At 58.7% G+C, this 26,324-nt stretch carries 1 protein-coding gene; it reads left to right on the forward strand.

The features are described 5' to 3' along the window. Complete coding sequence (locus TMES_RS23245; protein WP_085579246.1) at positions 1–26,283, forward strand: hypothetical protein; 26,283 nt, start codon at positions 1–3, stop codon at positions 26,281–26,283. The last annotated feature ends 41 nt before the right edge of the window (positions 26,284–26,324 follow it).

Genomic DNA, 26,324 nt, shown 5'->3' on the forward strand with positions numbered 1-26,324 from the left:
ATGGAATTGACAGCGGCAGCCAATCAGGATGATGGCGCGGGTCTAAATGATCCCAGCTTGGAAGATGTACTTGATACGCGCAGTGAAAACGGCTCTGCGCCCGGTGCAGGTAGCACCGATGCGTCGTCTTCCAAAAATGCGGGCGCGCCTGCGCTCGCGCCGCAATCCATTGCGACCCAGGTTTTCACCAATATTCAAAATGTTATCGGCAGCGCCTATAACGATGTGCTGGTCGGTGACAAATCCACGCTGAGCCTGTATGGCGGCGCGGGCGATGATACCCTTGTTGCCGGTGAAGGCCACGACCATTTGACCGGCGGACAGGGCCGCGACCTGTTTGTGTTGCAGCAGGGTTTTGGTCAAACCACCATCACCGATTTTGACCCGACGCAGGATTCACTTTCGCTCAACGGCACCGGTGTGGATACCGTGCAGGATCTTCTCAGCCTCGCGCATGAGGATGCCGGAAATGTCGTGATCACGTTTGGCAATGGCGACACCCTTGTCTTGCAAAACCTGACGCTGAGCGATTTGCAGTCGGTTTCCATTGTTGATGCCGGTGAAACCGTTAGCCTGGCCGATGGCAGTGCGGTTGCGCTGCCCGATCTTTCATCCATCAATTATATCGAAGGGTCTGCCGGTGATGACGTGATCGCCGGAACATCGGGCGATGATGCGATCAGCGGCGGCGGTGGCAATGACGTGATTGATGGCGGTGCGGGCAATGACAGCCTGTCCTATTGGGGGCAGATGCAAGGTGCTGATGTTGACCTGGGGGCGGGAACCGCCAGCAATGCCAGCGGCAGCGATACCATTTCATTTTCCAATATCGCCAATGTTGCCGGGTCCAACGCCAGCGACATTTTGCGCGGCGATGCCAATGACAACATCCTGTATGGCGCGGGCGGGGACGATACCTTTTCGCCTGGGGGCGGCAATGACCAGATCATTGGCGGGGATGGCACCAATACCCTTGATTACAGCGATGCCAGCGGCGGCGTTGTTGTCGATGTGCGCTCCGGTCAGGGCGAAATAACCGACAATACCAGCACCGGCACGAATAACAGCCCGGATACGAATACCGATACAAACGAAGGTTTCGGCAGCAACACCGGTTCATCTGATGGCGCCGGGGACATGTCGGGCGACACAGCAACCGAGACCGAAACCGGCGCAGGATCGACCGATGACAGCACCGATGGTGCTGGCAATGGCGAAACCACAAGCGGCGACAGCAGCGGGAACACCAGCGGATCATCGGGGGATGATTCTGTTGGCGGTGATAGTGGCACGGATGAAACCGGAACCGGTCAGGCCGGGGCTGGTGACAGCGAAACTGGCACGACGGATGGATCGGGGGATACATCTGGCGACATCGAAACGGGCGACGGACCGACTGATGCTGGCACCGATGGTGTTGGCAATGGCGAAACCACAAGCGGCGACAGCAGCGAGAACACCAGCGGATCATCGCAGGATGATTCTATTGGTGGCAATAGCGGCACGGATGAAACCGGAAACGGTCAGGCCGGGGCCGGTGACAGCGAAACCGACACCAATACAGATACGAATGACGGATCGACTGACGTTGGCACCGATGGTGCTGGCAATGGTGAAACCTCAACCGGCGACAGCAGCGAGGACACCAGCGGATCATCGGGGGATGGTTCTGTTGGTGGCAATAGCGGCACGGATGAAACCGGAACCGGTCAGGCCGGGACTGGTGACAGCGAAACCGGCACCAATACAGATACGAATGACGGATCCGGGAACGAACCCGGCACGACAGATGGATCGGGGGATACATCTGGCGACACCGAAACGGGAGATGGATCGACTGACGACGGCACCGATGGTGCTGGTAATGGTGAGACTTCAAACGGCGACGGCAGCGGCGATACCAGTGGATCATCGGGGGATGATTCTGTCGGCGGTAATAGTGGCGCGGATGAAACCGGAAGCGGTCAGGCCGGTGCTGGTGACAGCGAAACCGGTAGCGACACGAATACAGATACGAATGACGGATCCGGGGGCGGAACCGGCACGACGGATGGATCCGGGGATACATCTGGCGAGACCGAAGCGGGCGACGGATCGACCGACGCTGGCACCGATGGTGCGGGTAATGGCGAGACCTCAAGCGGCGATGGCAGTGACGATACCAGCGGATCATCGGGGGATGATTCTATTGGTGGTAACAGCGGTACGGATGAAACCGGAAGCGGTCAGGCCGGTGCTGGTGACAGCGAAACCGGTACCGATTCCAATACCAATACAGATGTAAATGACGGGTCCGGGGACGAAGCCGGTTCGACGGATGGGTCGGGGGACACATCTGGCGATACTGAAACGGGCGATGGATCGACCGACGCTGGCACCGATGGTGCAGGCAATGGCGAGACCTCAAGCGGTGACGGCAGTGACGATACCAGCGGATCATTGGGGGATGATTCTATTGGTGGTAACAGCGGTACGGATGAAACCGGAAGCGGTCAGGCCGGCACTGGTGACAACGAAACCGGTACGGACACTAACACCAATACAGACACAAATGACGGGTCCGGGGACGAAACCGGTACGACGGATGGATCGGGGGACACATCTGGCGACACCGAAACGGGTGACGGGTCGACCGGCGATGGCGGCGGGGATACGGGCGCAGGCGATGGCACGACCGACGGCGAAAGCACAAGCGACAATGTGCCGACACCTGACAATGACATTGTGCATGGCACGACCGGGGCGGATACGCTGGCGGGCGAAAATGGCGACGATACCCTGCAGGGCGGCGATGGCGACGACGTGCTCGATGGTGGTAATGGTGCCGATATTTTGCAAGGCGGTGCTGGTAATGATGCGCTGAGCGGCGGTTCCGGCAATGATGTGTTGCAGGGCGGCGATGGCGATGACCTGCTTGATGGTGGCTATGGCAATGACATTGTCCAGGGTGGTTCGGGCAATGACAGCCTGATTGGCGGTACTGGCGACGACGTTGTGCAGGGCGGTGCTGGCGATGATTATTTGCGCGGTGGTCTTGGCGATGACCAGTTGCAGGGCGGTGAAGGTACCGATATTGCCGATTACAGCGATGCTGTTTCGGGCGTTCGGGTGGACCTGGGCAACGAAACAGCCACTGGCGGGGCCGGTAATGACATTGTCCAGATGGTGGAAAATGTTGACGGGTCGTCGTTTGACGACCATTTGACCGGCGATGACGGCAATAACGTTTTGTCGGGTGGTGCGGGCATTGACACCCTGACGGGTGGTGCGGGCGACGATACCCTGACCGGCGGGGCCGGGGTTGACGATATTCAACTGACCGAAGGTTTTGGCAACGATACCGTTACCGATTTTGAAACCGGTGCCGACATTATTGATTTGTCGCGCCTGGCCGTGCCCGATTTTGCCACCCTTCAGGGCATGATGAGCGACGATGGTAACGGCAATACCGTTATTGATTTTGGCGCTGACGGATCATTGACGCTGCAAAATGTCGATGCTTCATCGATTTCACAGGATAATTTCCGGGGATTTGGCCGGATATTTGCCGACAATGCTGATGATACGGTGGCGGGAACCGGTGGCGATGATGCCATTTATGGCTTTGACGGCGATGACACGCTGCAGGGCGGGCAGGGCAATGACGTTCTGTCGGGTGGCGATGGCAACGATGTTTTAAGCGGTGGCGTGGGCGATGATACCCTGCGCGGCGAAGAAGGCATTGATACCGTTGACTATTCCGATGCCAATGGCAGCGTGAATGTTGACCTGGCGGCGGGAACGGCGACCGGTGCGGCAGGCAATGATGTGCTGGACCGGATTGAAAATGTTATCGGATCGGATTTTGACGATACGATTTCGGGCGATGGCGGTGCCAATAACCTGCAGGGTGGTGCGGGCGACGACCTGATTACAGGCGGCGCTGGCAATGACGTGCTTGATGGCGGTGGGGGCAATGACAGCTTTGTCGGCGAAGCGGGCAACGACACCTATATTGGCGGCAGTGGCACCGATACGCTGGACCTTGGCGCGCGCGATACCGCGCAAAATGTGAACCTGGCGAGCGGAACGGCAACTGATGCCGTTAGTGGCGAACGAGACCAGGTCAGCAGCATTGAAAACATCATTACCGGCAGTGGCAATGATATTGTTAAGGGCGATGCGGGCAATAACCTTCTGCAAACTGGCGCGGGCGACGATATTCTTGCGGGTGGCGGCGGGGATGACGTGCTGGACGGCGGCGAGGGTAACGATGCCGTCACCTATGTGAGCGATGGTGCCGTTGTGGTAGACCTTGCCGCCGGTCATGCCGAGCTTGCCTCGGGCAGCCAGAGCCTTTCCAACATTGAAAATGTTACCGGTTCAGCCGCAGATGACCATATTTCGGGCGATGACGGCGCGAATATTCTAAATGGTGGTAGCGGTAATGACGTGCTGGTTGGTGCGGGTGGCGATGATACGCTCATCGGTGGGGCTGGTACCGACACAGCGGATTATTCCGCCAGCGACAGTGCATTGTCGATCAACCTTGCCACGGGCACCGCGACCGGGGACGGCAATGATACGCTGCAATCGGTTGAAAATGTTGTTACCGGTGCTGGCGATGACATTATTCATGGCAATGGCAGCGACAACAATATCGATGCCGGTGCTGGTAATGACACGGTTTATGCCAGCCGTGGATCCGACGTGCTTGAGGGCGGCAGCGGAACCGATACCCTGTCGTTTGCCGATACCAGCGGCGGCGTAACCCTTGATATTGGCAATGGTACAGCCAGCATTGGCAATGCCACCACCTGCTTTGACGGGTTTGAAAATTTCGAAGGGTCCAACGGCGACGATATTTTGCGCGGCGGCGATAGCGCCGATACCATGAGCGCCGGGGCAGGCGATGATATTATTGATGGCGGTGCGGGCGATGATGTGCTGGCCGGTGGGGCCGGAGCCGACAGCTTTGTTGTGACCGCGGCCAGCGGCAATGACCTGATTACCGATTTTGACCCGGCCAATGACAGCCTGGATATTCAGGGCATTGACGGGTTGGAGCTGTTTTCCGATGTTGCCCCGCTGATTGGCGAAAATGCCGATGGCTTTGCGACAATTACGGTGGGTGACAGCGTTATTACGCTGGAAAATGTAAGCCCGGATGATCTGACATATCGTAATTTTTCGGGCGTTCGCTCGCTTGAAGGCACACCCGATGCAGATGTTTTGCAAGGAACCAATCGCAGTGATGTGATCGACGGCCTGGCCGGAAACGACACCATTGACGGTTTTGGCGGCAATGACAGCCTGAGCGGTGGCGAAGGCAACGATATTATTTCTGGCGGTGCCGGGGATGATATCATTGATGGTGGTGCCGGGGCCGACCGGCTGATCGGGAATGAAGGCGACGATACCCTTGCCGGAGGCGAGGGCGATGACACGATTGCGGGCGGCGACGGTGCCGATAGTGTTGATGGCGGCCTTGGCAACGATACGCTTTCGGGCGGTGCCGGGGCTGATACCATAACCGCCGGGCAAGGCGATGATTCCCTTTCGGGCGGTGCCGGGGATGACGTGCTTGACGGCGGCGACGGGGTTGATACCGCAGGCTATCGCGATGCAAGTGCGGGCGTAAATGCCGATCTGACTGCGGGAACCGCCACCGGTGGTGCGGGCAATGACAGCCTGAATTCGATTGAAAACCTTGACGGGTCTAATTTCGACGATGTGTTGTCGGGCGATGCCGGGAATAATACGCTTACGGGCAATGGCGGCAATGACCTGCTTCACGGCGGTGCCGGTGACGATTTGCTGCAAGGCGGCAGCGGCATTGATACCGCTGATTACAGCGATGCCAGCGGCACGATAACGGTTGATTTGGCGGCAGGCACGGCCGAAGGCGCAGCCGGTAACGACATTTTGCAAGGCATTGAAAATGTTACGGGCGGCGCGGGTGACGACACCCTGCTGGGTAACGACAGTAACAATGTTTTGTCGGGCGGTGCTGGAAATGACGTTTTGTCGGGGGCCGGTGGCACCGATACCCTGCAAGGTGGTGCTGGCGACGATATTTTAAATGGCGGGGCTGGCAATGATGTGCTGACCGGTGGGGCCGGGGCCGACCAGTTTGTGTTTGAAGCCGATCAGGGCAACGACACGATTACCGATTTTGACCCGTCAGCCGATCTTATTGATTTGTCCGGGTTTGGTATTCCCAACTGGGAAGCATTGCGCCTTGCCATTAGCACCAACGATGCCGGGGATGCAGTTATTCGCCTTAACGGGCAGGAACTGACATTAACCGGGGTTGACCCCGACGCGCTTGGCGCGGGTAATTTTAACGACCTTGCGTCGCTGGGTGCGACCGAAAATGCCGATCAGATTACCGGGACTGATTTTGCCGAAATGATTGACGGCCTGGCGGGCGACGACGTGATTTCCGGCGGTGGCGGCAATGATGTGATTTTGGCCGGGGCCGGGAATGACACGTTAATTGGCGGGGCCGGGGATGACAGCCTGGATGGCGGCGCCGGGCGCGATATGGCCGATTATTCGGCTGCCAAAGGCGTTGTGGTGGACCTTGAAAATGGCACCGCGACCCAGCCGGGTCTTGAAACTGACCAACTGACATCGATTGAAGACATTAACGGGTCGGATTTTGCCGACCAAATGACCGGTGATGGCGCCGATAACAGACTGGTTGGCAATGGCGGCAACGATGTGCTGTCGGGCGGCGATGGCAACGATATTCTTGATGGCGGTGCCGATAATGACACTCTATCGGGCGGGGCGGGTGACGATGTGGTTGCCGGGGGTGATGGCGACGATGTGCTGCGCGGCGGTGCCGGGAACGACACCCTTGATGGCGGTACCGGCAATGACACGGTTTCGTTTGATGATGCCACAGGGGGCGTTAGCGCAAACCTGACCACCGGGCAGGCCAGCAGTGCGAACGGGGTTGACAGCCTTGCCAATATTGAAAACCTGAGCGGGTCGGATTTTGACGATGTGCTGGCGGGCGATGGCCAGAACAACATCCTGCAAGGCGGGGCCGGAAACGATGTTTTATCGGGTCTTGGCGGCGATGATACCTTGGCCGGTGGCCTTGGCGACGATACAATTTCGGGTGGTGATGGCACCGATACCGTAAGCTATGAAAATGCCGGTACAGACGGTGTGTCGGTTGACCTTCTGGCGCGAACAGCCAGCGGGGCGGCGGGAAATGATACCCTTGACAGCATTGAAAACATTACCGGTTCGGACGGGAACGATGTTTTAACCGGCGACGATGGCGTTAACCGGATTTCGGGCGGCTTGGGCGACGATACCCTGCGCGGCGGGGTGGGTGATGATACCCTGTCGGGCGGCGACGGGTCTGATCTTTATAAAATGGCGGCGGGCGACGGCCACGATGTGGTTACCGATTTTAATGTCGGTAGCGACCGCATTGATGTTGGCGAACTTGATGTCGATACCTATGGCCGCCTGCGCGAAAACATGACGGTCGATGGTGACGGCAACCTGGTGATTGATCTGGGTGACGGCACCAGCATGACCTTGCAGGGTGTTGGCCTGAACGATATTTCGGCGGCCAATTTTGTTGGTATTCACGATATTTCCGGAACGTCGGGCGACGATATTCTGGTGGGTACGTCAGCTGACGACACCATGTCGGGGCTGGAAGGCAATGATACAATTACCGGCCTTGCGGGGAACGACTATCTGCTGGGCGGCGATGGCGATGACCAGCTGACCGGCGGTACCGGCAATGATTTTATTGATGGTGGTGCCGGGGTTGATACTCTGCATTACAATGATGCCACAGCCACCGTCAGCGTTGATTTGAACGATGGTACCGCCACCGGTGCCGAGGGCAGCGATACCCTTGCCAATATTGAAAATGTTGTTGGCGGGTCGGGCAATGATAACTTGCGCGGCGATGGTGCCAATAACATCCTTGATGGGGGGGCGGGCAACGATACCCTTACCGGGGGTATGGGCGACGATACCCTGTTTGGTGGCAGCGGTACCGATACTGCCGATTACAGCACCGCCAGTGGCGCGGTTAATGTTGACCTGCAACATTTAACGGCTACCGGGGCGGCGGGCAATGACAGCCTGATCGATATTGAAAATGTCAATGGTAGCCAGTTTGCTGATACTTTGTCGGGCAATTCGGTTGCCAACGTTCTTTCTGGCGGTGCCGGAAATGACATCTTTATCGGCAGTGAAGGCAATGACACGCTGCGCGGCGATGCCGGTGTTGATACCGTAAGCTATAATACCGCCAGCGGTGCGATGACCATTAATCTGGCGCAGGGATCGGCGACGGGTATGGGTACCGATCGTCTTGATGCCATTGAAAATGCCAGCGGATCGCAATTTGGCGATACCATCACCGGCAGCAGCCTGAGCAACGTTCTAAGCGGCCTTGCGGGCAATGATACCATTTCCGGTGCAGGCGGCGACGATAGCATCCTGGGCGGTGCCGGGAATGATGTGCTTGATGGCGGCAGCGGATCAGACGTGATTGATGGTGGCGACGGGGTTGATACCGTCAGCTATGTCAGCGAACGGGGCAACGGGGTGTCGGTTAATCTGGCAACCGGTGTTGGCACAACAACAAGTGGCACCGACAGCCTTGCCAATATTGAAAATGTGATCGGTTCGGCCGCCGACGATATTATTGGCGGCAATGACGCCATCAACACCCTGATCGGGGCCTCGGGCAATGACACATTGCTGGGCAGTGCCGGCGATGACGTACTGCAGGGCGGGGTTGGCTCGGACACGGTTGATTTCAGCAACATCAATTCTGCGGTCAATGTTGACCTCGCCGATGGGACCGCGACCAGCGATTTGGGCAATCAGACCCTTGAGAGCATTGAAAACGTTACCGGTAGCGGCTTTGACGACCAGCTATCGGGCACAAGTGGTGCCAATGTCATGCGCGGCGGGGCTGGCAACGACACCATTAATGCCCTTGGCGGCAATGACAGTGTGTTTGGTGGTGCCGGTAATGACGTGATTGACGCCGGTGCCGGTGACGACGTGGTTAGCGGTGGCGCCGGGGACGATATTTTGGCCGGGGGGGCCGGCACCGATACGCTTGATTATCGCGATACCGCCGGTGGTGTGACGGTGGATCTGGCACAGGGTGTTACCAGCGGCGCCGATGGCAATGATACCGTTTCGGGTTTTGAAAATGTAACCGGGTCGGCATTTGACGATGCACTGACGGGCGATGGTGCCGATAACTCGCTGTCTGGCGGCGATGGCAACGACGTTTTAACCGGCGGTGCGGGTAATGACGTGCTTGATGGCGGTGCCGGGAATGACCGTTTCCTGGGCGAAGCCGGCGACGATCTTTATATCGGCGGCGATGGCCATGATGTGCTTGATTACAGTGGTGCCAATGGCGGCCTCAACATCAACCTTGCCACCACAACGGCCAGCGGCGGCGACATCGGGCAGGACCGTTTTTCGGGCGTCGAGGAAGTTATCGGGTCGGACTATGCCGATACTTTAACCGGCAGTGTGGATGCCGATACCCTTCATGCCGGGGCCGGGGACGATACGCTTCTGGGCGGTTCGGGCAATGATGTGCTGTTTGGCGATGCTGGCGACGATTATGTGCGCGGTGGCGCCGGGGCCGACACGATTGATGGTGGGGATGGCATTGATACTGTTGACTATGATGGTGCCACATCGGGTGTAAATGCCAATTTGGCCACCGGAACGGTCAGTGGCGGTGACACAGATACCCTGCGCAATGTTGAAAATATTACTGGTTCATCTTTTGACGATGTTTTGACCGGCGATGGCGGCAACAATATTTTGACCGGTGCGGCAGGTAACGATGTGTTGTCGGGCGGGGCGGGCAATGATGTGCTGCTGGGCGGTACGGGTGCCGATACGCTTTCGGGCGGGGCGGGTGTTGATACCCTTGATGGCGGTGCCGGTATTGATACCGTCGATACATCGGTGCAGGGTGGCGACCAGATTGTCGATCTGGCGGCAGGAACCGTTACCATTAATGGTGAAACCGATAGCCTGACCAACATTGAAAATATCACGACCGGGGCCGGAAACGACATTATTACCGGTGATGCCGGGGCCAATGTCATTATGGCCGGTGCGGGCAATGACCAGATTGATGGCGGGGCGGGCATTGATACCGCGTCTTATCGCAATGTGGGCGGGGCCATCACGGCCGATATGTCGGCCGGAACGGTCAGCGGCAGCGTTGCCGGAACTGATACGCTTGACAATGTCGAAGTTGTTGAAGGCACGGACTTTGCCGACAGTTTCATTGGCAGCACCGGCAGCGATACCTTTATCGGCGGTGCGGGAGATGACTGGTTTGACGGGGGCAGCGGCAATGACCGCCTGACACTGGGCGCGGGCGATGACACGGTTGTGTTTAACCCCGGTGACGGCAACGACACCATTACCGATTTCGACGCCAGCGGCGATGTGATCGACCTGACATCCTTTAATATTGGCGGGTTTGATGCCCTGAAATCGCTGTTTGGTACCGACGCCAATGGCAATTTGACCATCAGCCTGAACGGCACCGACCACATTACCCTGTTAAATGTTGACCCCGCGAATTTGAGCGCAGCCAATTTCAAGGGTGTGGATGTTCAACTGGGCACCGAAAATGCCGATGACCTGACCGGGACCGGCGGCGACGATATTATCAATGCTCTGGGCGGCGATGACAGCGTTGCGGGTGGGCTGGGCAATGACCGTATTATTGGCGGCGCAGGCAACGACATGCTGGATGGCGGGGCGGGGGATGACACCCTTGCCGGGGGCCAGGGCAACGACGATTTGCGCGGTGGTGATGGCATCGATACCGCTGATTATTCTAACGAAAGCAGCGGCATTTCGGCCGACCTTGCGCAAGACACCGTTACCGGTGGCGATGGGGCCGATACCCTTGACGGCATTGAAAATGTCACCGGCACCCTGTTTGACGACGTTTTGCGGGGCGATGCCGGAAATAACGTTCTGACCGGTCTTTCGGGCGATGATGTGCTGGAAGGCGGGGCGGGCGACGACACCCTTTTGGGCGGCGATGGCAGCGACACGGTGGATTATTCGTCCGCCACCACTGGCACGCATATCGACCTTGATCGCGGCGAAGCAACCGGGCAGGGCACCGATAGCCTTGACAGCATTGAAAACGTCATCGGTTCCGATTTCAACGACGTGATCACAGGAACCGAGGCCGACAATACGATAAATGCGGGCGGCGGTAACGACGCCATTGATACCGGCGACGGCAACGATTTGATTGATGCCGGAAGCGGGGCGGATGAAATTAATGCCGGTGCCGGGAATGACACCATTCTGGGTGGTTCAGGCGACGACGCCATTGATGCCGGTGATGGCAACGACGTTTTGCGCGGCGGCGAAGGCGACGACGTTCTTCAGGGCAATGACGGGCAAGACTGGATTTACGGCGATGCGGGCGACGACATCCTTGACGGGGGTGATGGCAACCAGGACGTTGCCGATTATTCCGAAGTCGATGGAGCGGTTGTTGTTGACCTGATTAATCAATATGCCAGCGGGGCGGCGGGCAACGATATTGTGCGCAATATCGAACATGTTATTGGCACCGACTATGCCGACACCCTGATTGGCAGTGATGGTGTCACCACGCTGGATGGCGGTGCGGGCAACGATACCCTGATGGGTGGGGCGTCTGATGACGTGATCATTACCGGTGATGGCGATGACATGGTTGTTGTCGCGCCGGGGGGTGGCAGCGACAATGTGACCGATTTTGACCCCGAGCATGACAAGATTGATCTCTCCGCTTACGGCATTGAAACCTATGACGATTTGGCTGATCGCATGTTTGGCGATGCCTCGGGCAATGTGGTTATTTCGCTGGCGCCGGGGGAAAGCCTGACGCTGGAAGGCGTTGATATCAGCGACCTTGGACCGGGCAATTTCTATGGCTATGTCACTATCGAAGGTACGGAAAACGACGATATCCTGAATGGCAGCCAGCTTGACGACGAGATTAATGCGCTGGATGGCAACGATATTATCGATGGTAAAAACGGCGATGACGTTATTAATGCCGGTGCCGGAGATGACACCCTGATCGGTGGCACGGGCGATGACACCCTGCGCGGCGGCGACGGCAATGATACCGCCGATTATGGCGATACCAATAATGGTGTTTCGGTTGATTTGGGCGCGGGTACCGCGACCGGGGCCGCAGGCAATGATGTGCTCGACAGCATTGAAAATGCCACTGGTGGTAACGGCAATGACGTTCTGATCGGCGATGGTAACGCCAATATCCTTGATGGCGGCGCGGGTGACGATACCGTTCTGGGTGCTGGTGGCGACGATACCCTGATGGGTGGCATTGGCAACGATACCCTGTCTTATGACGGGGCCGACGGCGGTGTTGATGTTGATCTGAGTACAGGCACAGCAGGTGGTGCGGCAGGCAGTGATGTTATTTCCGGGTTTGAAAATGTTGGTGGTTCCGCCTTTAACGACACCATAACCGGCAACGCACAGGACAATATCATTTCGGGCGGTGCCGGGGATGATGTGTTGGCCGGTGGTGCGGGCAATGACACGGTTTTGGGTGGCGATGGTAACGACACGCTCAGTGCCGGTGCCGGGAACGACACCCTGGCCGGTGGTGCTGGCCAGGACATGGCCGATTATAGCGACCGCGCTGGCCCGGTGGTGGTTGACCTTGCCGATGGCACGGCGCAAAGCGCGCAGGGTAATGACAGCCTTAGCGACATTGAAGGGGCAACCGGCGGTGCGGGCGACGATACGCTGGCCGGTTCGGATGGCGACAATATTCTGGTTGGCGGCGCGGGCGATGACAGCCTGTTGGGCCGTGATGGCAACGATACGCTGGCAGGTGGGCTGGGTTCTGACCTGATCGACGGCGGTGCCGGTGATGACGTTCTGCATTTTGAAACCGATAGTGTTGGCGATGCCAGTGACACCACCGATAATGTTGGTAGCCCGACCAGTGTTGGAACCGGCGAAATAGCCGATATTTCCGGCAAAAATCTGTCATCGGACAGCTTTGTTGGGGGTGATGGCGTTGACACGCTGGTGGCGGGCGATGGCGATGACGCCATCATTCTCGATCAGGACCACGCCATTGGCGGCGCGGATCAGCCCTCGCTTGTCGATATTGAAAATATTCAGGCCGGTGGCGGCGACGACGTTGTTGATCTGACCAGCGAAAAATTCAGCTATGGCGATGTCACCATTGATGGTGGCGATGGCAACGACACCCTGTGGGCCAATGACGGCAACGATGTTATTTCCGGCGGTGCCGGCGATGATAATATTCGCGGTGGTGCAGGCGACGACACCATTGATGGCGGCGCTGGCAATGACACCATCAGCGGTGGCGAGGGTGCCGACACGTTGCAGGGCGGTGCCGGTGACGACAGCCTTTCCGGTGGTGCCGATGCCGACACGCTTTCGGGCGGTGCGGGCAATGATGTGCTGGATGGTGGCGCTGGCGATGATGTGATCGACGGCGGCGACGGCCTTGATACGTTACTGGGCGGTGCGGGTGATGACAGCCTTTCCGGTGGTGCTGATGCCGATACGCTTTCGGGCGATGTTGGCAATGACGTGCTGGATGGTGGCGCTGGTGACGATGTAATCGACGGCGGCGATGGCGTTGATACGTTACTGGGCGGTGCAGGTGATGACAGCCTTTCCGGTGGAGCCGATGCCGACACGCTTTCGGGCGATGTTGGCAATGACGTGCTGGATGGCGGCGCTGGCGATGATGTGATCGACGGCGGCGATGGTGCCGATACCTTGCTGGGCGGTGCGGGTGATGACAGCCTTTCCGGTGGTGCCGATGCCGATACGCTTTCGGGCGATGTTGGCAATGACGTGCTGGATGGTGGCGCTGGTGACGATGTAATCGACGGCGGCGATGGCGTTGATACGTTACTGGGCGGTGCAGGTGATGACAGCCTTTCCGGTGGAGCCGATGCCGACACGCTTTCGGGCGATGTTGGCAATGACGTGCTGGATGGCGGCGCTGGCGATGATGTGATCGACGGCGGCGATGGTGCCGATACCTTGCTGGGCGGTGCGGGTGATGACAGCCTTTCCGGTGGTGCCGATGCCGATACGCTTTCGGGCGATGTTGGCAATGACGTGCTGGATGGTGGCGCTGGCGATGATGTGATCGACGGCGGCGATGGTGCCGATACCTTGCTGGGCGGTGCGGGTGATGACAGCCTTTCCGGTGGTGCCGATGCCGATACGCTTTCGGGCGATGTTGGCAATGACGTGCTGGATGGTGGTGCTGGGGACGATGTGATCGACGGCGGCGACGGCGTTGATACCTTGCTGGGCGGTGCGGGTGACGACAGCCTTTCAGGCGGTGCCGATGCCGATACGCTTTCGGGTGGTGATGGCAATGACGTGCTCGATGGTGGCGCTGGTAACGACGTGATCGACGGCGGGACCGGCGATGACGTGGTGCGTGCCGGTGCGGGCGATGATGTATTGTCGGGTGGTGCGGGGACCGATACCCTTGATATGTCTGGTGCCAATGGGGCTCAGATTGATCTGGCAAATGGCACGGCAACATCCGATGCGACCGGAACCGACAGCATTGACGGTTTTGAAAACGTTACCGCAACCGAGGGCGACGACACCGTTATTGGCAATGATGACGCCAACCTGATCGATGCCGGTGCGGGCAACGATACCATTTCAGCCGGTGCCGGCGATGACAACGTCATTGCCGGAAGCGGCGATGACACCGTGGCAATTGACGCCGGGAACGATACCCTTGAGGGCGGCGATGGCACTGATACCCTTGATCTTTCCGGCACCGAGGGCGGTGTTACTGTTGACCTTGCGGCGGGCACGGCGAGCGGGGATCAGACCGGATCGGACAGCGTTAGCGGCTTTGAAAACATTACGGGTTCCAATGCTAACGATCAACTGGCTGGCGATGCCGGGGCCAACACCATTGATGGTGGTGCGGGCAACGACATGATTGCCGGTGGGGCTGGCGATGATGTGCTGGCGGGCGGTGCCGGTGACGACACGATTGACGCCGGAAGCGGTAATGACGTGGTGTCGGGCGGTGCGGGCAATGACACATTTGTCTTTGCCGATGGCACCGACCACGATGTTGTCAGTGACTTCACCCCGGGGCAGGATGTTATTTCCCTGCCCGACAGCAACATTACCACCTGGACAGATTTGCAGCCGCTTTTGGGCAGCAACGATGCCGGGGATGCGATTATTAACCTGCCGCAGGGCGGCACGGTGACTTTGCAGGGCGTTTCGCTGGAACAGCTTGGCCCCGACCAGTTCGACGGTGTGCAAAATGTGGGTACGCCGGGCGACGACACCCTGACCGGCACCGATGGCGACGACAGTTTTGAAACCATTGGCGGGAACGACACGGTTAGTGCGGGTGCAGGCAACGATACCGTGGCTGGCGGCAGCGGCGATGACACCCTTGATGGTGGCAGCGGCGACGATGTGCTTGATGGCGGCGACGATGCCGACCACCTGAGCGGCGGCACCGGGACCGATACCCTTTCGGGCGGTGCGGGCGATGATGTGTTGCAGTTTGGTGCTGACACACAGGGCCAGACGGGCGATCAGACCGACCACGCCGGAAGCCCGGGATTGCCGGGAACCGGCGCGATTGCCGATCTTGATGGTAAAGGCCTCAGTGACGACAGTTTTGATGGCGGCAGCGGCAGCGATACCCTGTTGGGTACCTCGGGCGATGACGCGATTATTCTTGATGGTGACCATGCCGGGGGGGGCGATGCCCCGGCCCTAAGTGATATTGAAGTGATTGATGCTGGTGATGGCAACGACGTTGTTGACCTGACCAGCGGGCAATATGCCTATGGCGACACCACGATTGATGGCGGTGCGGGCGACGATACCTTGTGGGGCAATGCGGGCAACGACACCCTTTGGGGGGGTGCCGGTAATGACGCGCTAAATGGTGGTGCAGGCAATGACGTGGTTGACGGCGGTGCCGGAAACGACACGCTGGTTGCCAGTGCTGGCGATGATACCCTTGCGGGCGGCGATGGCACCGATACGCTTGATATGGCGGCGGCCAACGGGGCGACGGTCAACCTGGCAACAGGCACCGCGTCTTCGGGGGCGACTGGCAATGATCAGCTTTCCGGGATTGAAAATGTTAGCGGGTCTGCCGGTAACGACGCCCTGACCGGCAATGACGGGGCCAACAGCCTTGCCGGGCTGGCGGGCGATGACGTGATGGATGGCGGTGCGGGCAACGACGTGATCGATGCCGGTGCAGGCGATGATACGGTTGTCGCCGGTGCTGGTGATGATCAGTTAATTGGCGGGGATGGTTCCGATACCCTTGATATGACCGGTGCCGGTCAGGCCAATGTTGATTTGGCTGCCGGAACCGCCACGGGCGATGCCAGCGGTACAGATACCCTTTCGGGCTTTGAGAACGTAATTGGCTCTGCCGGGGATGATATCATCGCCGGGGCGGATGGCGATAACGTTATTGATGCCGGTGCAGGCAATGACAGCGTTGTTGCCGGGGCCGGAAACGATACGGTTGATGGCGGTACGGGCAACGATATTATTGATGGTGGCACTGGCGACGATCTTTTGTCCGGTGGCGCTGGCAATGATAGCCTGCTGGGTGGTTTGGGCGATGATACCCTTGCCGGGGACGCCGGAAATGATGTTCTTGATGGCGGCGCAGGCAATGACCAGCTTTCGGGCGGTGACGGCGTTGACACTCTGCTGGGTGGGGCCGGTAATGACAGCCTTTCGGGTGGAAATGATGCCGACACGCTTTCGGGCGGTGCTGGTAACGATATTCTCGATGGTGGCGCAGGCAACGACCAGCTTTCGGGCGGCGACGGCGTTGATACCCTGTCGGGTGGTGCCGGGGATGACGTGCTTGACGGTGGCGCAGGCAACGACCTGATCAGCGGCGGCGACGGTGCCGATACCTTGTTGGGTGGGGCTGGCGACGACAGCCTTTCGGGTGGTGCCGGTAATGATGTGATTAACGCCGGTGCGGGCAACGACATTGTTGATGGCGGGGCCGGGGCCGATACGCTGGTCGTTACTGATGGCACAGATCACGATGTGGTAAACGGCTTTAGCGTTGGCGAAGACGTTATTTCCCTGCCTGATGTCAATGTTTCAAGCTGGACCTTGTTGCAGCCCTATCTGGGTGAGAACGACAATGGCGATGCGGTTATTACTTTGCCGCAAGGCGGTACGATTACCCTGACCGGTGTAGCCCTTGCCGATTTGAATGCCGATGCCTTTGACGGTGTGGAAAATGTTGCCACCGATGGTGACGATACTCTTGGCGGTGGTGATGGCGACGACACGATTGATGCCGGTGCCGGTAACGACACCCTGACCGGTGGCGATGGCAACGACACGCTGGGCGGTGGTGCCGGAGACGACAGCCTTGATGGCGGTGCGGGAGACGACAGCCTTGGCGGCGGTGATGGTGCCGATACGCTGGGCGGTGGTGATGGCGATGACACCATCGATGGCGGCAGCGGCGACGATGTGATTTCGGGCGGCGATGGCGAGGACACACTGGGCGGCGGCGAAGGCCGCGATACCGTACTGGGCGGTGCCGGTGATGATACATTGCATTTTGAAGCTGACCAGACTGGCACGACCACAGACAGTACCAACAATGTTGGCAGCCCCGGCGTTGCCGGTACTGGCGATGTGGCATCGCTGAATGGTGCCGGGCTTAGCGACGATGTGTTTGATGGCGGCGATGGCATTGATACCCTGCAAGGGACCAATGGCAAGGACGCCGTTATTCTTGATGATAATCATGCCAGTACCAGCACTGGTACGCCGGGTATTGTTGACGTTGAGGTTATCAATACCGGTGCAGGCGACGACGTTGTCGATTTAACATCAACCCGGTTTGGTTATGGCGATGTTACGGTTGATGGCGGCAGCGGCGACGATACCCTTTGGACCAATCAGGGCGACGACACCATTATCGCCGGGGATGGCAATGATGCCGCGCATGGCGGTGCCGGGAACGACGTTATTTCGGGTGGTGCGGGGAATGACCGCCTTGATGGCGGCACTGGCGACGACATCATTGATGGCGGCATCGGCAACGATAGCCTTGCCGGTGGCGATGGCAATGACAGCCTGAGCGGCGGCGAAGGCAACGACACCCTAGACGGTGGTGCGGGAAATGATCGTCTTTCGGGCGGTGCCGGAAATGACGTGATTGCCGATGGCGCGGGCAATGACACGGTTTCGGCCGGTGATGGCAACGATACGTTGCTGGCCGGTGCGGGCGATGACGTGCTGGCGGGCGATGGCGGGTTTGACACCCTTGATATGTCGCAGGCGCAATCGGGGGCGACGGTTAACCTGCAAGATGGCACGGCGGTTTCAGCGCAAACTGGTAGCGATACCCTAAGCGGAATTGAAAACGTAACCGGTGGTGCCGGGCGCGATTACATTACCGGTAACGATGTTGGCAACCGTCTGGATGGCGGGGCCGGACATGACGTGATAACCGGTGGTACCGGGGCCGACCATTTGATCGGTGGCAGCGGCAATGACGTGCTTGATGGTGCCGCAGGCAATGACAGCATTGATGCCGGAACTGGCGATGACTGGGTTTATGCCGGTGCAGGCGACGATATTCTAAACGGCGATGCCGGGATCGATACGCTGGATATGAGCCGGGCCATTGGCGCTGTCACGGTTGATCTGGCCGCAGGCACAGCAAACAGCGGTTCTACTGGCAATGATGCGGTTTCCGGGTTTGAAAATGTAGTTGGCGGGGCGGGCAACGATACCCTGCTTGGCAGCAATGGCGACAATTCGCTGGCTGGTGGCGCGGGTAATGACCTGCTGGATGGTGGCCTTGGCAACGATACATTAACCGGTGGTGCCGGTAACGATGTGTTCCGTTTTGCCGACGGCGTTAATAACGATGTGGTCACCGATTTCACCCACGGTCAGGATACCATTTCCCTGCCCGACAGTGGCTATATCAGCTGGACGCAATTGCGCGAACAGATGGTCGATGACGGGCATGGTAACACCATTATCAGCCTGCCTGCCGGTGGTACGGTGACGCTTCAGGGTGTGGCGCTTGGCACGCTGGGCGCGGATGATTTTGTCGGTGTTGCCGATGGTGGCACCGCCTATGACGACAACCTTGCCGGTGGCGAGGGCGACGATGTTATCGACGGGCTGGACGGCAACGACACCATTGCAGGCGGTGCCGGTGACGATACCCTGTCGGGCGATGGCGGCAATGATACGTTATCGGGTGGTACAGGCGACGACACCCTTGCCGGTGGCGATGGCAATGACAGCCTTGGCGGCGATGCCGGTAACGACAGCCTTGCCGGTGGTGCAGGCGACGACAGCCTTGCCGGTGGCACAGGGGATGACAGCCTGAGCGGTGGCGAAGGCAACGACACGCTGGGCGGCGGCGATGGCACCGATCAGGTTGATGGTGGTGCCGGTGATGACGTGCTGCAATTTAATGCCGATGATCAGGCCGCAACGGGCACAACCACGCAAAACGATGGCAGCCCGGGTGTCAGTGGCACTGGTGATGTCGCCGATATTGGCAACCATGCCATTTCGGCTGACAGCTTTATCGGTGGCGATGGCAACGATACCCTGCAATTATCTGACGGCAATGACGCACTGGTGCTGGATGGTGCCAAACTGGGGCTGGGCGGCGAAGGTGCCACCGAAACCCGCAGCTTTGGCCTGACCGACCAGTCTACCCCCGATCACGTACAATCGGCATGGTCGGGTGCGGGGCTTTATGCCTATGATTTTGGCGTGCCGGTGACCGATGAAAACGGCAAGCTGAACCTGACGGCGGGTACTGATACCATTTCTTATGACGGCAACGGCATTGGCAATAATGGCGGCAGCCCGGCGGGCAGCCAGATCAACCACAACGGTCAGACCGGCCAAAGCGAAAGCATCGTTGTTGATCTGGGCGCGGATTCTGTTCGTGCCACCATTCAGGTTTCCAACATGCTTAAAGGGGAATCCGGTGGTGAAACCGGTAGCTGGCAGGCATTTGATGCCGATGGCAACCTGGTTGCCACGGGGGATCTGAACGCCGATACCATCGATTATACCAGCGGCGATGTTGGCACGGCCGAAATTTCCGTGCTTGATGCCAGCGGCAACCCGGTTTCCTTCCGTTACCTGTCCTTTGCTGCCGAACCTTATGGCGATGGCAGCCAGGGCAGCGACAGCAGCGATTATTTCCTGCGCTCCATCAGCTTTGATGCCGTAACCGAAGCCCCGGCAGGTGCGCAGATTGACGGCATTGAAACCATTGCCGCAGGTAATGGCAATGACGTGGTCGATTTGACCAGCGACCATTTGACCTATGGCGATGTCGTGATCGATGGCGGCAATGGCAATGATACCCTGTGGGCCAATGCCGGGGACGACACCCTTCTGGGCGGCAACGGCAATGACGACCTTTATGGTGGTGCGGGCAACGATACGCTTGATGGCGGGTCGGGCACCGATATGCTCGATGGCGCATCGGGCAATGATTACCTGATTGGCGGCGTGGGGGCCGATACCCTGCGCGGTGGTTTGGGCGACGATACCATCTATGGCGGCGGCGATGTTGATACCGTGCTGTTTGACGATGCTATTTCGGGCGTAAATGTTGACCTGTCGGCCAATACCGCCACCGGCGGGGCGGGCAACGACATATTGCAATATGTTGAAAACGTTGTCGGCTCTGATTTCAACGATACGATTACCGGTAATGCCTCGGCCAATATCCTGACCGGCGGTGCAGGCGATGATACCCTTTCGGGCGGGGCTGGCAATGACAGCCTGATTGGTGGCGAAGGCCGCGATACAGCCGATTACAGCACATCGACCAGCCCTGTTGTGGTTAGCCTTGCCACGGGCACAGCCCAGATCGGCAGCAATGAAACCGACCGTCTGTCCTCGATCGAGGATGTCATTGGCTCGGCCAAGGACGATGTTATCGCCGGGAATGCGGGCGATAACCTGCTCGATGGCGGGGTGGGCAATGACCAGCTAAGCGGCGGCGACGGCGCCGATACCTTGCTCGGTGGGGCAGGCAACGACACCCTGAAAGGCGGCGACGGTGCCGACATTCTTTCGGGGGGCGATGGCTCCGATACCCTTGCCGGAGGTGCGGGTAACGATACGCTTTCGGGCGATGCCGGGAACGACGTGATCGACGGTGGCGATGGCAACGATACGTTGCTGGGCGGCGAGGGTGCCGATACCCTGATAGCCGGTGCCGGTGATGACATTGTTGATGGCGGGGCCGGGGCCGATACCCTGATATTTGCCGATGGCACGGACCATGACGTGGTGCGGGGCTTTGATATCAGCGAAGACCACATTTCCCTGACCGACCTTGATGTGGGTAGCTGGTCAGAACTTAAGGGCATGCTCGCCGACGATGCGAATGGCAATGCGGTGATTACCCTGCCGCAAGGGGGCACGATTACCCTTGAAGGCATTTCGCTATCACAGCTGGGCGCGGATCAGTTTGACGGCATTGAAAACATTGCCACTGACCTTGACGATACCCTGACCGGGACAGATGGCAATGACGTGATTGACGCCCTTGGCGGTGATGACAGCGTTATGGCCGGTGCGGGCGACGATACCCTTCTGGGCAATAGCGGCAACGATGTGCTTGATGGTGGTGCCGGGAACGACACCCTTGCAGGCGGCAGCGGCACCGACACGCTGATTGGTGGCGCAGGCGATGATGTGTTGCAGTTTGCGAGCGATCATACCGGATCGGCCCTTGATGATACCGACCATGCGGGCAGCCCGAATGTTGATGGTACCGGTGTTGGTGTATCGCTTAATGGCATGGCGCTGTCAGACGATGTTTTTGCCGGTGGTGATGGCATGGATACCCTGACCGGCACAGATGGCAACGATGCCATTATTCTCGATGCGGACCATGCCGGGGGCACAGCACAGGCCGGTATTTCGGGCATTGAAGTGATCAATGCCGGTGCTGGCGACGATGTGGTTGACCTGACCAGTTCGCAATATGGTTATGGCGATGTTGTGGTTGATGGCGGCAGCGGCAACGACGTTTTGTGGACCAATGCGGGCAACGACACCATTTTGGGCGGTGCTGGCAACGACATTACCCACGATGGTGCCGGTAATGACGTGGTAGATGCCGGTGCGGGCGACGATACCCTGATGGGCAGTGCTGGTGCCGACACCCTGATCGGTGGCGATGGCATTGATACCGTGGATTACAGCCAGTCGGCCCAGGGTGTGGAAGCCTATCTTGGCGGCACCGATGGCAATGCACGCACCCCGTTAGCGGCGAATGAAGGCCTTAGCGGCGATGCCGCAGGCGATGTTTTGTCGGGCATTGAACGGGTTATTGCCTCGGCCCATGACGATTACATTTATGGCAACAGCCAGAACAACGTGGTTGATCTGGGCGATGGCAACGATGTGTTTGATAATATCGAGGCCGACGCCAGCACCGATACCATCGATGGCGGGCTTGGCAACGACACCATCTGGGTGGGCGATGGCGGCGACACCGTTCATGGCGGGGCCGGGAACGATACCCTGTATGGCGAACTGGGCGACGACACCCTGTATGGCGATGCCGGCCGCGATGTTCTTAATGGTGGCGGCGGCAATGACAGCCTTGATGGCGGCGTTGGCGACGACACGATGCAAACCGGTTCCGGTGCCGACCATGTTGTTGTGACCAGTACCGATGGCCACAAGCTGGTAACCGATTTTAATACCAGCGAAGACAAGGTGTCGCTGGCGGGCGTTGGCATTACCCAATGGTCCGATCTGGCACCGCGCCTGTCCGAGGTCAATGGCAACCTTGTCATTGATCTGGGTGAAAATGGCTCGCTCACCCTTCAGGGTGTGCATCTGCGCGATATTGGTGCCGATACATTTGAAGATGTTGACGGCTTTGTTGGGGCCACCCCGTATGACGATGTTTTGTCGGGTACAACCGCAGGCGATTATATTGATGCGCTGGCCGGGGACGATGTTGTTGAAGGCGGTGCCGGTGACGACACCCTGATCGGCAATGACGGCAATGACCAGATTTCGGGTGGTTCTGGCGACGATACCATTCTGGGCGGTAATCAGGACGACGTGCTCGATGGCGGGTCAGGCGATGACTGGATCGACGGTCAAGACGGCGAAGATGTTATTTCCGGCGGCGATGGCAACGATTCGCTGTTTGGCGGTGCCGGCGATGACGTGATCGACGGTGAAGGCGGGCAGGATTACCTTGATGGTAAAGAAGGCAACGACCATTTGATGGGCGGGGCCGAAATTGACACCATTTTCGGTTCTGGCGGCAATGACTGGATCGAAGCTGGCGATGGCGACGATGTGGTGTCGGGCGGCGACAATGAAGATTTGGTCTTTGGCGGGGCCGGAAACGATACCCTGTCGGGCGATAGCGGCAATGACACCATTGAAGGCGGGGCTGGCAACGACATTATCACCGGCGGTGATGGCAATGACCTGCTGGCGGGTGACTGGAACAATGGTGGCGGGGATGACACCCTTTCAGGCGGGAATGGCGACGATACCCTGTGGGGCGGCGATGGCAACGACACCTTGAGCGGTGATGCCGGAAATGATTATTTGCTGGGTGCCGATGGCAATGACACGCTGGATGGCGGTGCAGGCAACGACACCTTTACCGGCGGCGCTGGCGACGACACCATCCTTGTTTCGGACAATGCCGGGAACAAGGTCGTTACCGATTTCGCCATTGGCCACGATAAAATCTCGCTTGCCGCAATGGGCATTACCGACTGGTCAGATCTTGCCAGCCACATGTCGCAGGTTGGCAACGATGTTGTGATTAACCTCAACGGCGAAGGCACCTTGACCCTGCAAGACGTTGCCCTTGGCAATTTGTCGGCCGATGCTTTTGTCGGTGTAAGCGCCAGCAGCGGGCCAACCGAATATCGCGATGTTCTGTATGGCACCAGCAACAACGATTCAATTGCCGCCCTTGCCGGTGACGATACCGTTGTTGGCCTTGGTGGGCAGGACACCCTGCGCGGGATGGACGGCAATGATTCGCTTTATGGCGATGATGGCGACGACCGCCTGTATGGCGACCTTGGTAATGACCACCTTGAAGGCGGCAGCGGCCAGGATCGCCTTGAAGGCGGCGATGGCAATGATGTGCTGTTGGGCAATGATGGCGATGACAGCCTGATGGGGGGCACTGGCAACGATACGCTGGATGGCGGACAGGGCCAGGACCGCTTGTTTGGCGACGATGGCGACGACACCATACTGGGCGGGTCGGGCGATGATTCGATCAAGGGTGGTACCGGCCACGACGTTCTGAACGGGCAGGATAATAACGACCGCATCTGGGGTGAAGACGGCAACGATACCCTGTTTGGCGAAAACGGCGATGACTCGCTTTATGGCGGTACCGGCAACGACGTGATTGACGGCGGTGCCAACAATGACCGCTTGTGGGGCAACGATGGCAACGACACCCTGTATGGTCAAAGCGGCGATGACAGCCTGAACGGTGATAACGGCGACGACATCCTTGATGGCGGCGATGGCAATGACCGCCTGTGGGGCGGCAATGGCACCGACACGCTGAGCGGTGGCGCCGGGAATGACAGCCTTGATGGCGGGTCGGGCCGCGATACCGCAAGTTATGCCAATGCAAGTGCCGCTGTGGCCGCCGACCTTTCGGTGCATACCGCATCGGGCGGGGCCGGGCAGGATTTCCTGACCTCGATCGAAGATCTGATCGGCTCGAACTTTGCTGACGCCTTGTTTGGCGATGACGGGGCCAATTTGCTATCGGGCCTGAACGGCGATGATTTGCTGTCGGGCGGGGCGGGCGATGACGACCTTCTGGGTGCTGGCGGCAACGACACCCTGTGGGGTGGCAACGGCAATGATGCCCTTGTTGGTGGCGATGGCAATGACACCCTGTGGGGTGGGGCCGGGCAGGACCAGCTTGACGGTGGAGCCGGTGATGACGTGTTGCAATATAACGACGATGCCAACTGGACCGCAGCCCACGCCGTACGCGATATGGGCGATCCGGGGGCAGATGGCAGCAATGTCGATGTCAATCTGAACGGCTATCACCAGTCGAACGACATTTTCAACGGCGGCGAAGGCCACGATACCCTTGTGATGTCGTCGGGCAATGATGCGCTGGTGTTACAGGACGATTATTCGGCCCCTGCCATATCACCGCGCCTTTCCGGTATTGAGGTGATTGATGCGGGCAATGGCAACGACATTGTTGATCTGACCAGCTCGACCCAAAGCTATGGCGATGTCACCATTGATGGCGGCAGCGGCAACGATATTTTGTGGTCCAATGCGGGCGACGATGTGCTGATTGGTGGCACCGGGGATGACACCCTGCATGGTGGCAGCGGCAACGATGTGTTGTCGGGCGGCGATGGTCAGGATGTGCTCGATGGCGGTGCAGGCAATGATGTGCTGCAATATAATGCCGACGATCATTGGGGCAACAAATGGTATGCGCTTAATGACGGCGCGCCAAGCGATGACAGCCATCATAATAATGGCTGGGGCTGGGGCTGGGGATGGGGCCATGACGATGGTGGCGATAGCGGCACCGGCGACACAGTCAATCTTGATGGCTATAACCAGTCCAATGATGTTTTCAATGGCGGCGAAGGTGTTGATACCCTGCAACTGACCAGCGGCAACGATGCCCTGTTCCTGGATGATACCGCCAGCGACCCGGGCACATCGCCGCGCATTTCCGGGGTTGAAGTGATCAATGCTGGCGATGGCGACGATATTGTTGATCTGACCAGCCAGAACCACAGTTACGGCGATGTCACGATTAATGGTGGCAATGGCAATGACGTGATCTGGTCAAATGCCGGGGATGATGTGCTGGCCGGCGGGGCAGGCAACGACACACTTTATGGCGGCCTTGGCGATGATACGTTGTCGGGCGGTGCGGGCTGGGATCAGTTCGTGGTGGGTGATGTGGCCGGGCATGATGTGATTACCGACTTCACCGAAGGCGAAGACATCATTGATCTGAGCGAATGGAATTATAATGATTTCAATCAGATTGAAGCCGACATGCATCTTGATGCCAGCGGCCAGAATCTGGTGATTGATCTGGGCCATGATGCGTCGATCACGCTCATGGGCGTTGACCACACCCTGGCAGACAAAGATTTCAATTTCCATGGCTAGAGTAATGACAACCTGAACCGACAAAACAAACCCGCAGATGC

Source organism: Thalassospira mesophila, assembly GCF_002115755.1.
In the GTDB taxonomy this organism is placed as follows: Bacteria; Pseudomonadota; Alphaproteobacteria; order Rhodospirillales; family Thalassospiraceae; genus Thalassospira; species Thalassospira mesophila.

What these genes read in the sequence shown, in the direction of transcription:
- TMES_RS23245 (WP_085579246.1), top strand. Translation starts at nt 1, where the DNA reads ATGGAATTGACAGCGGCAGCCAATCAGGATGATGGCGCGGGTCTAAAT.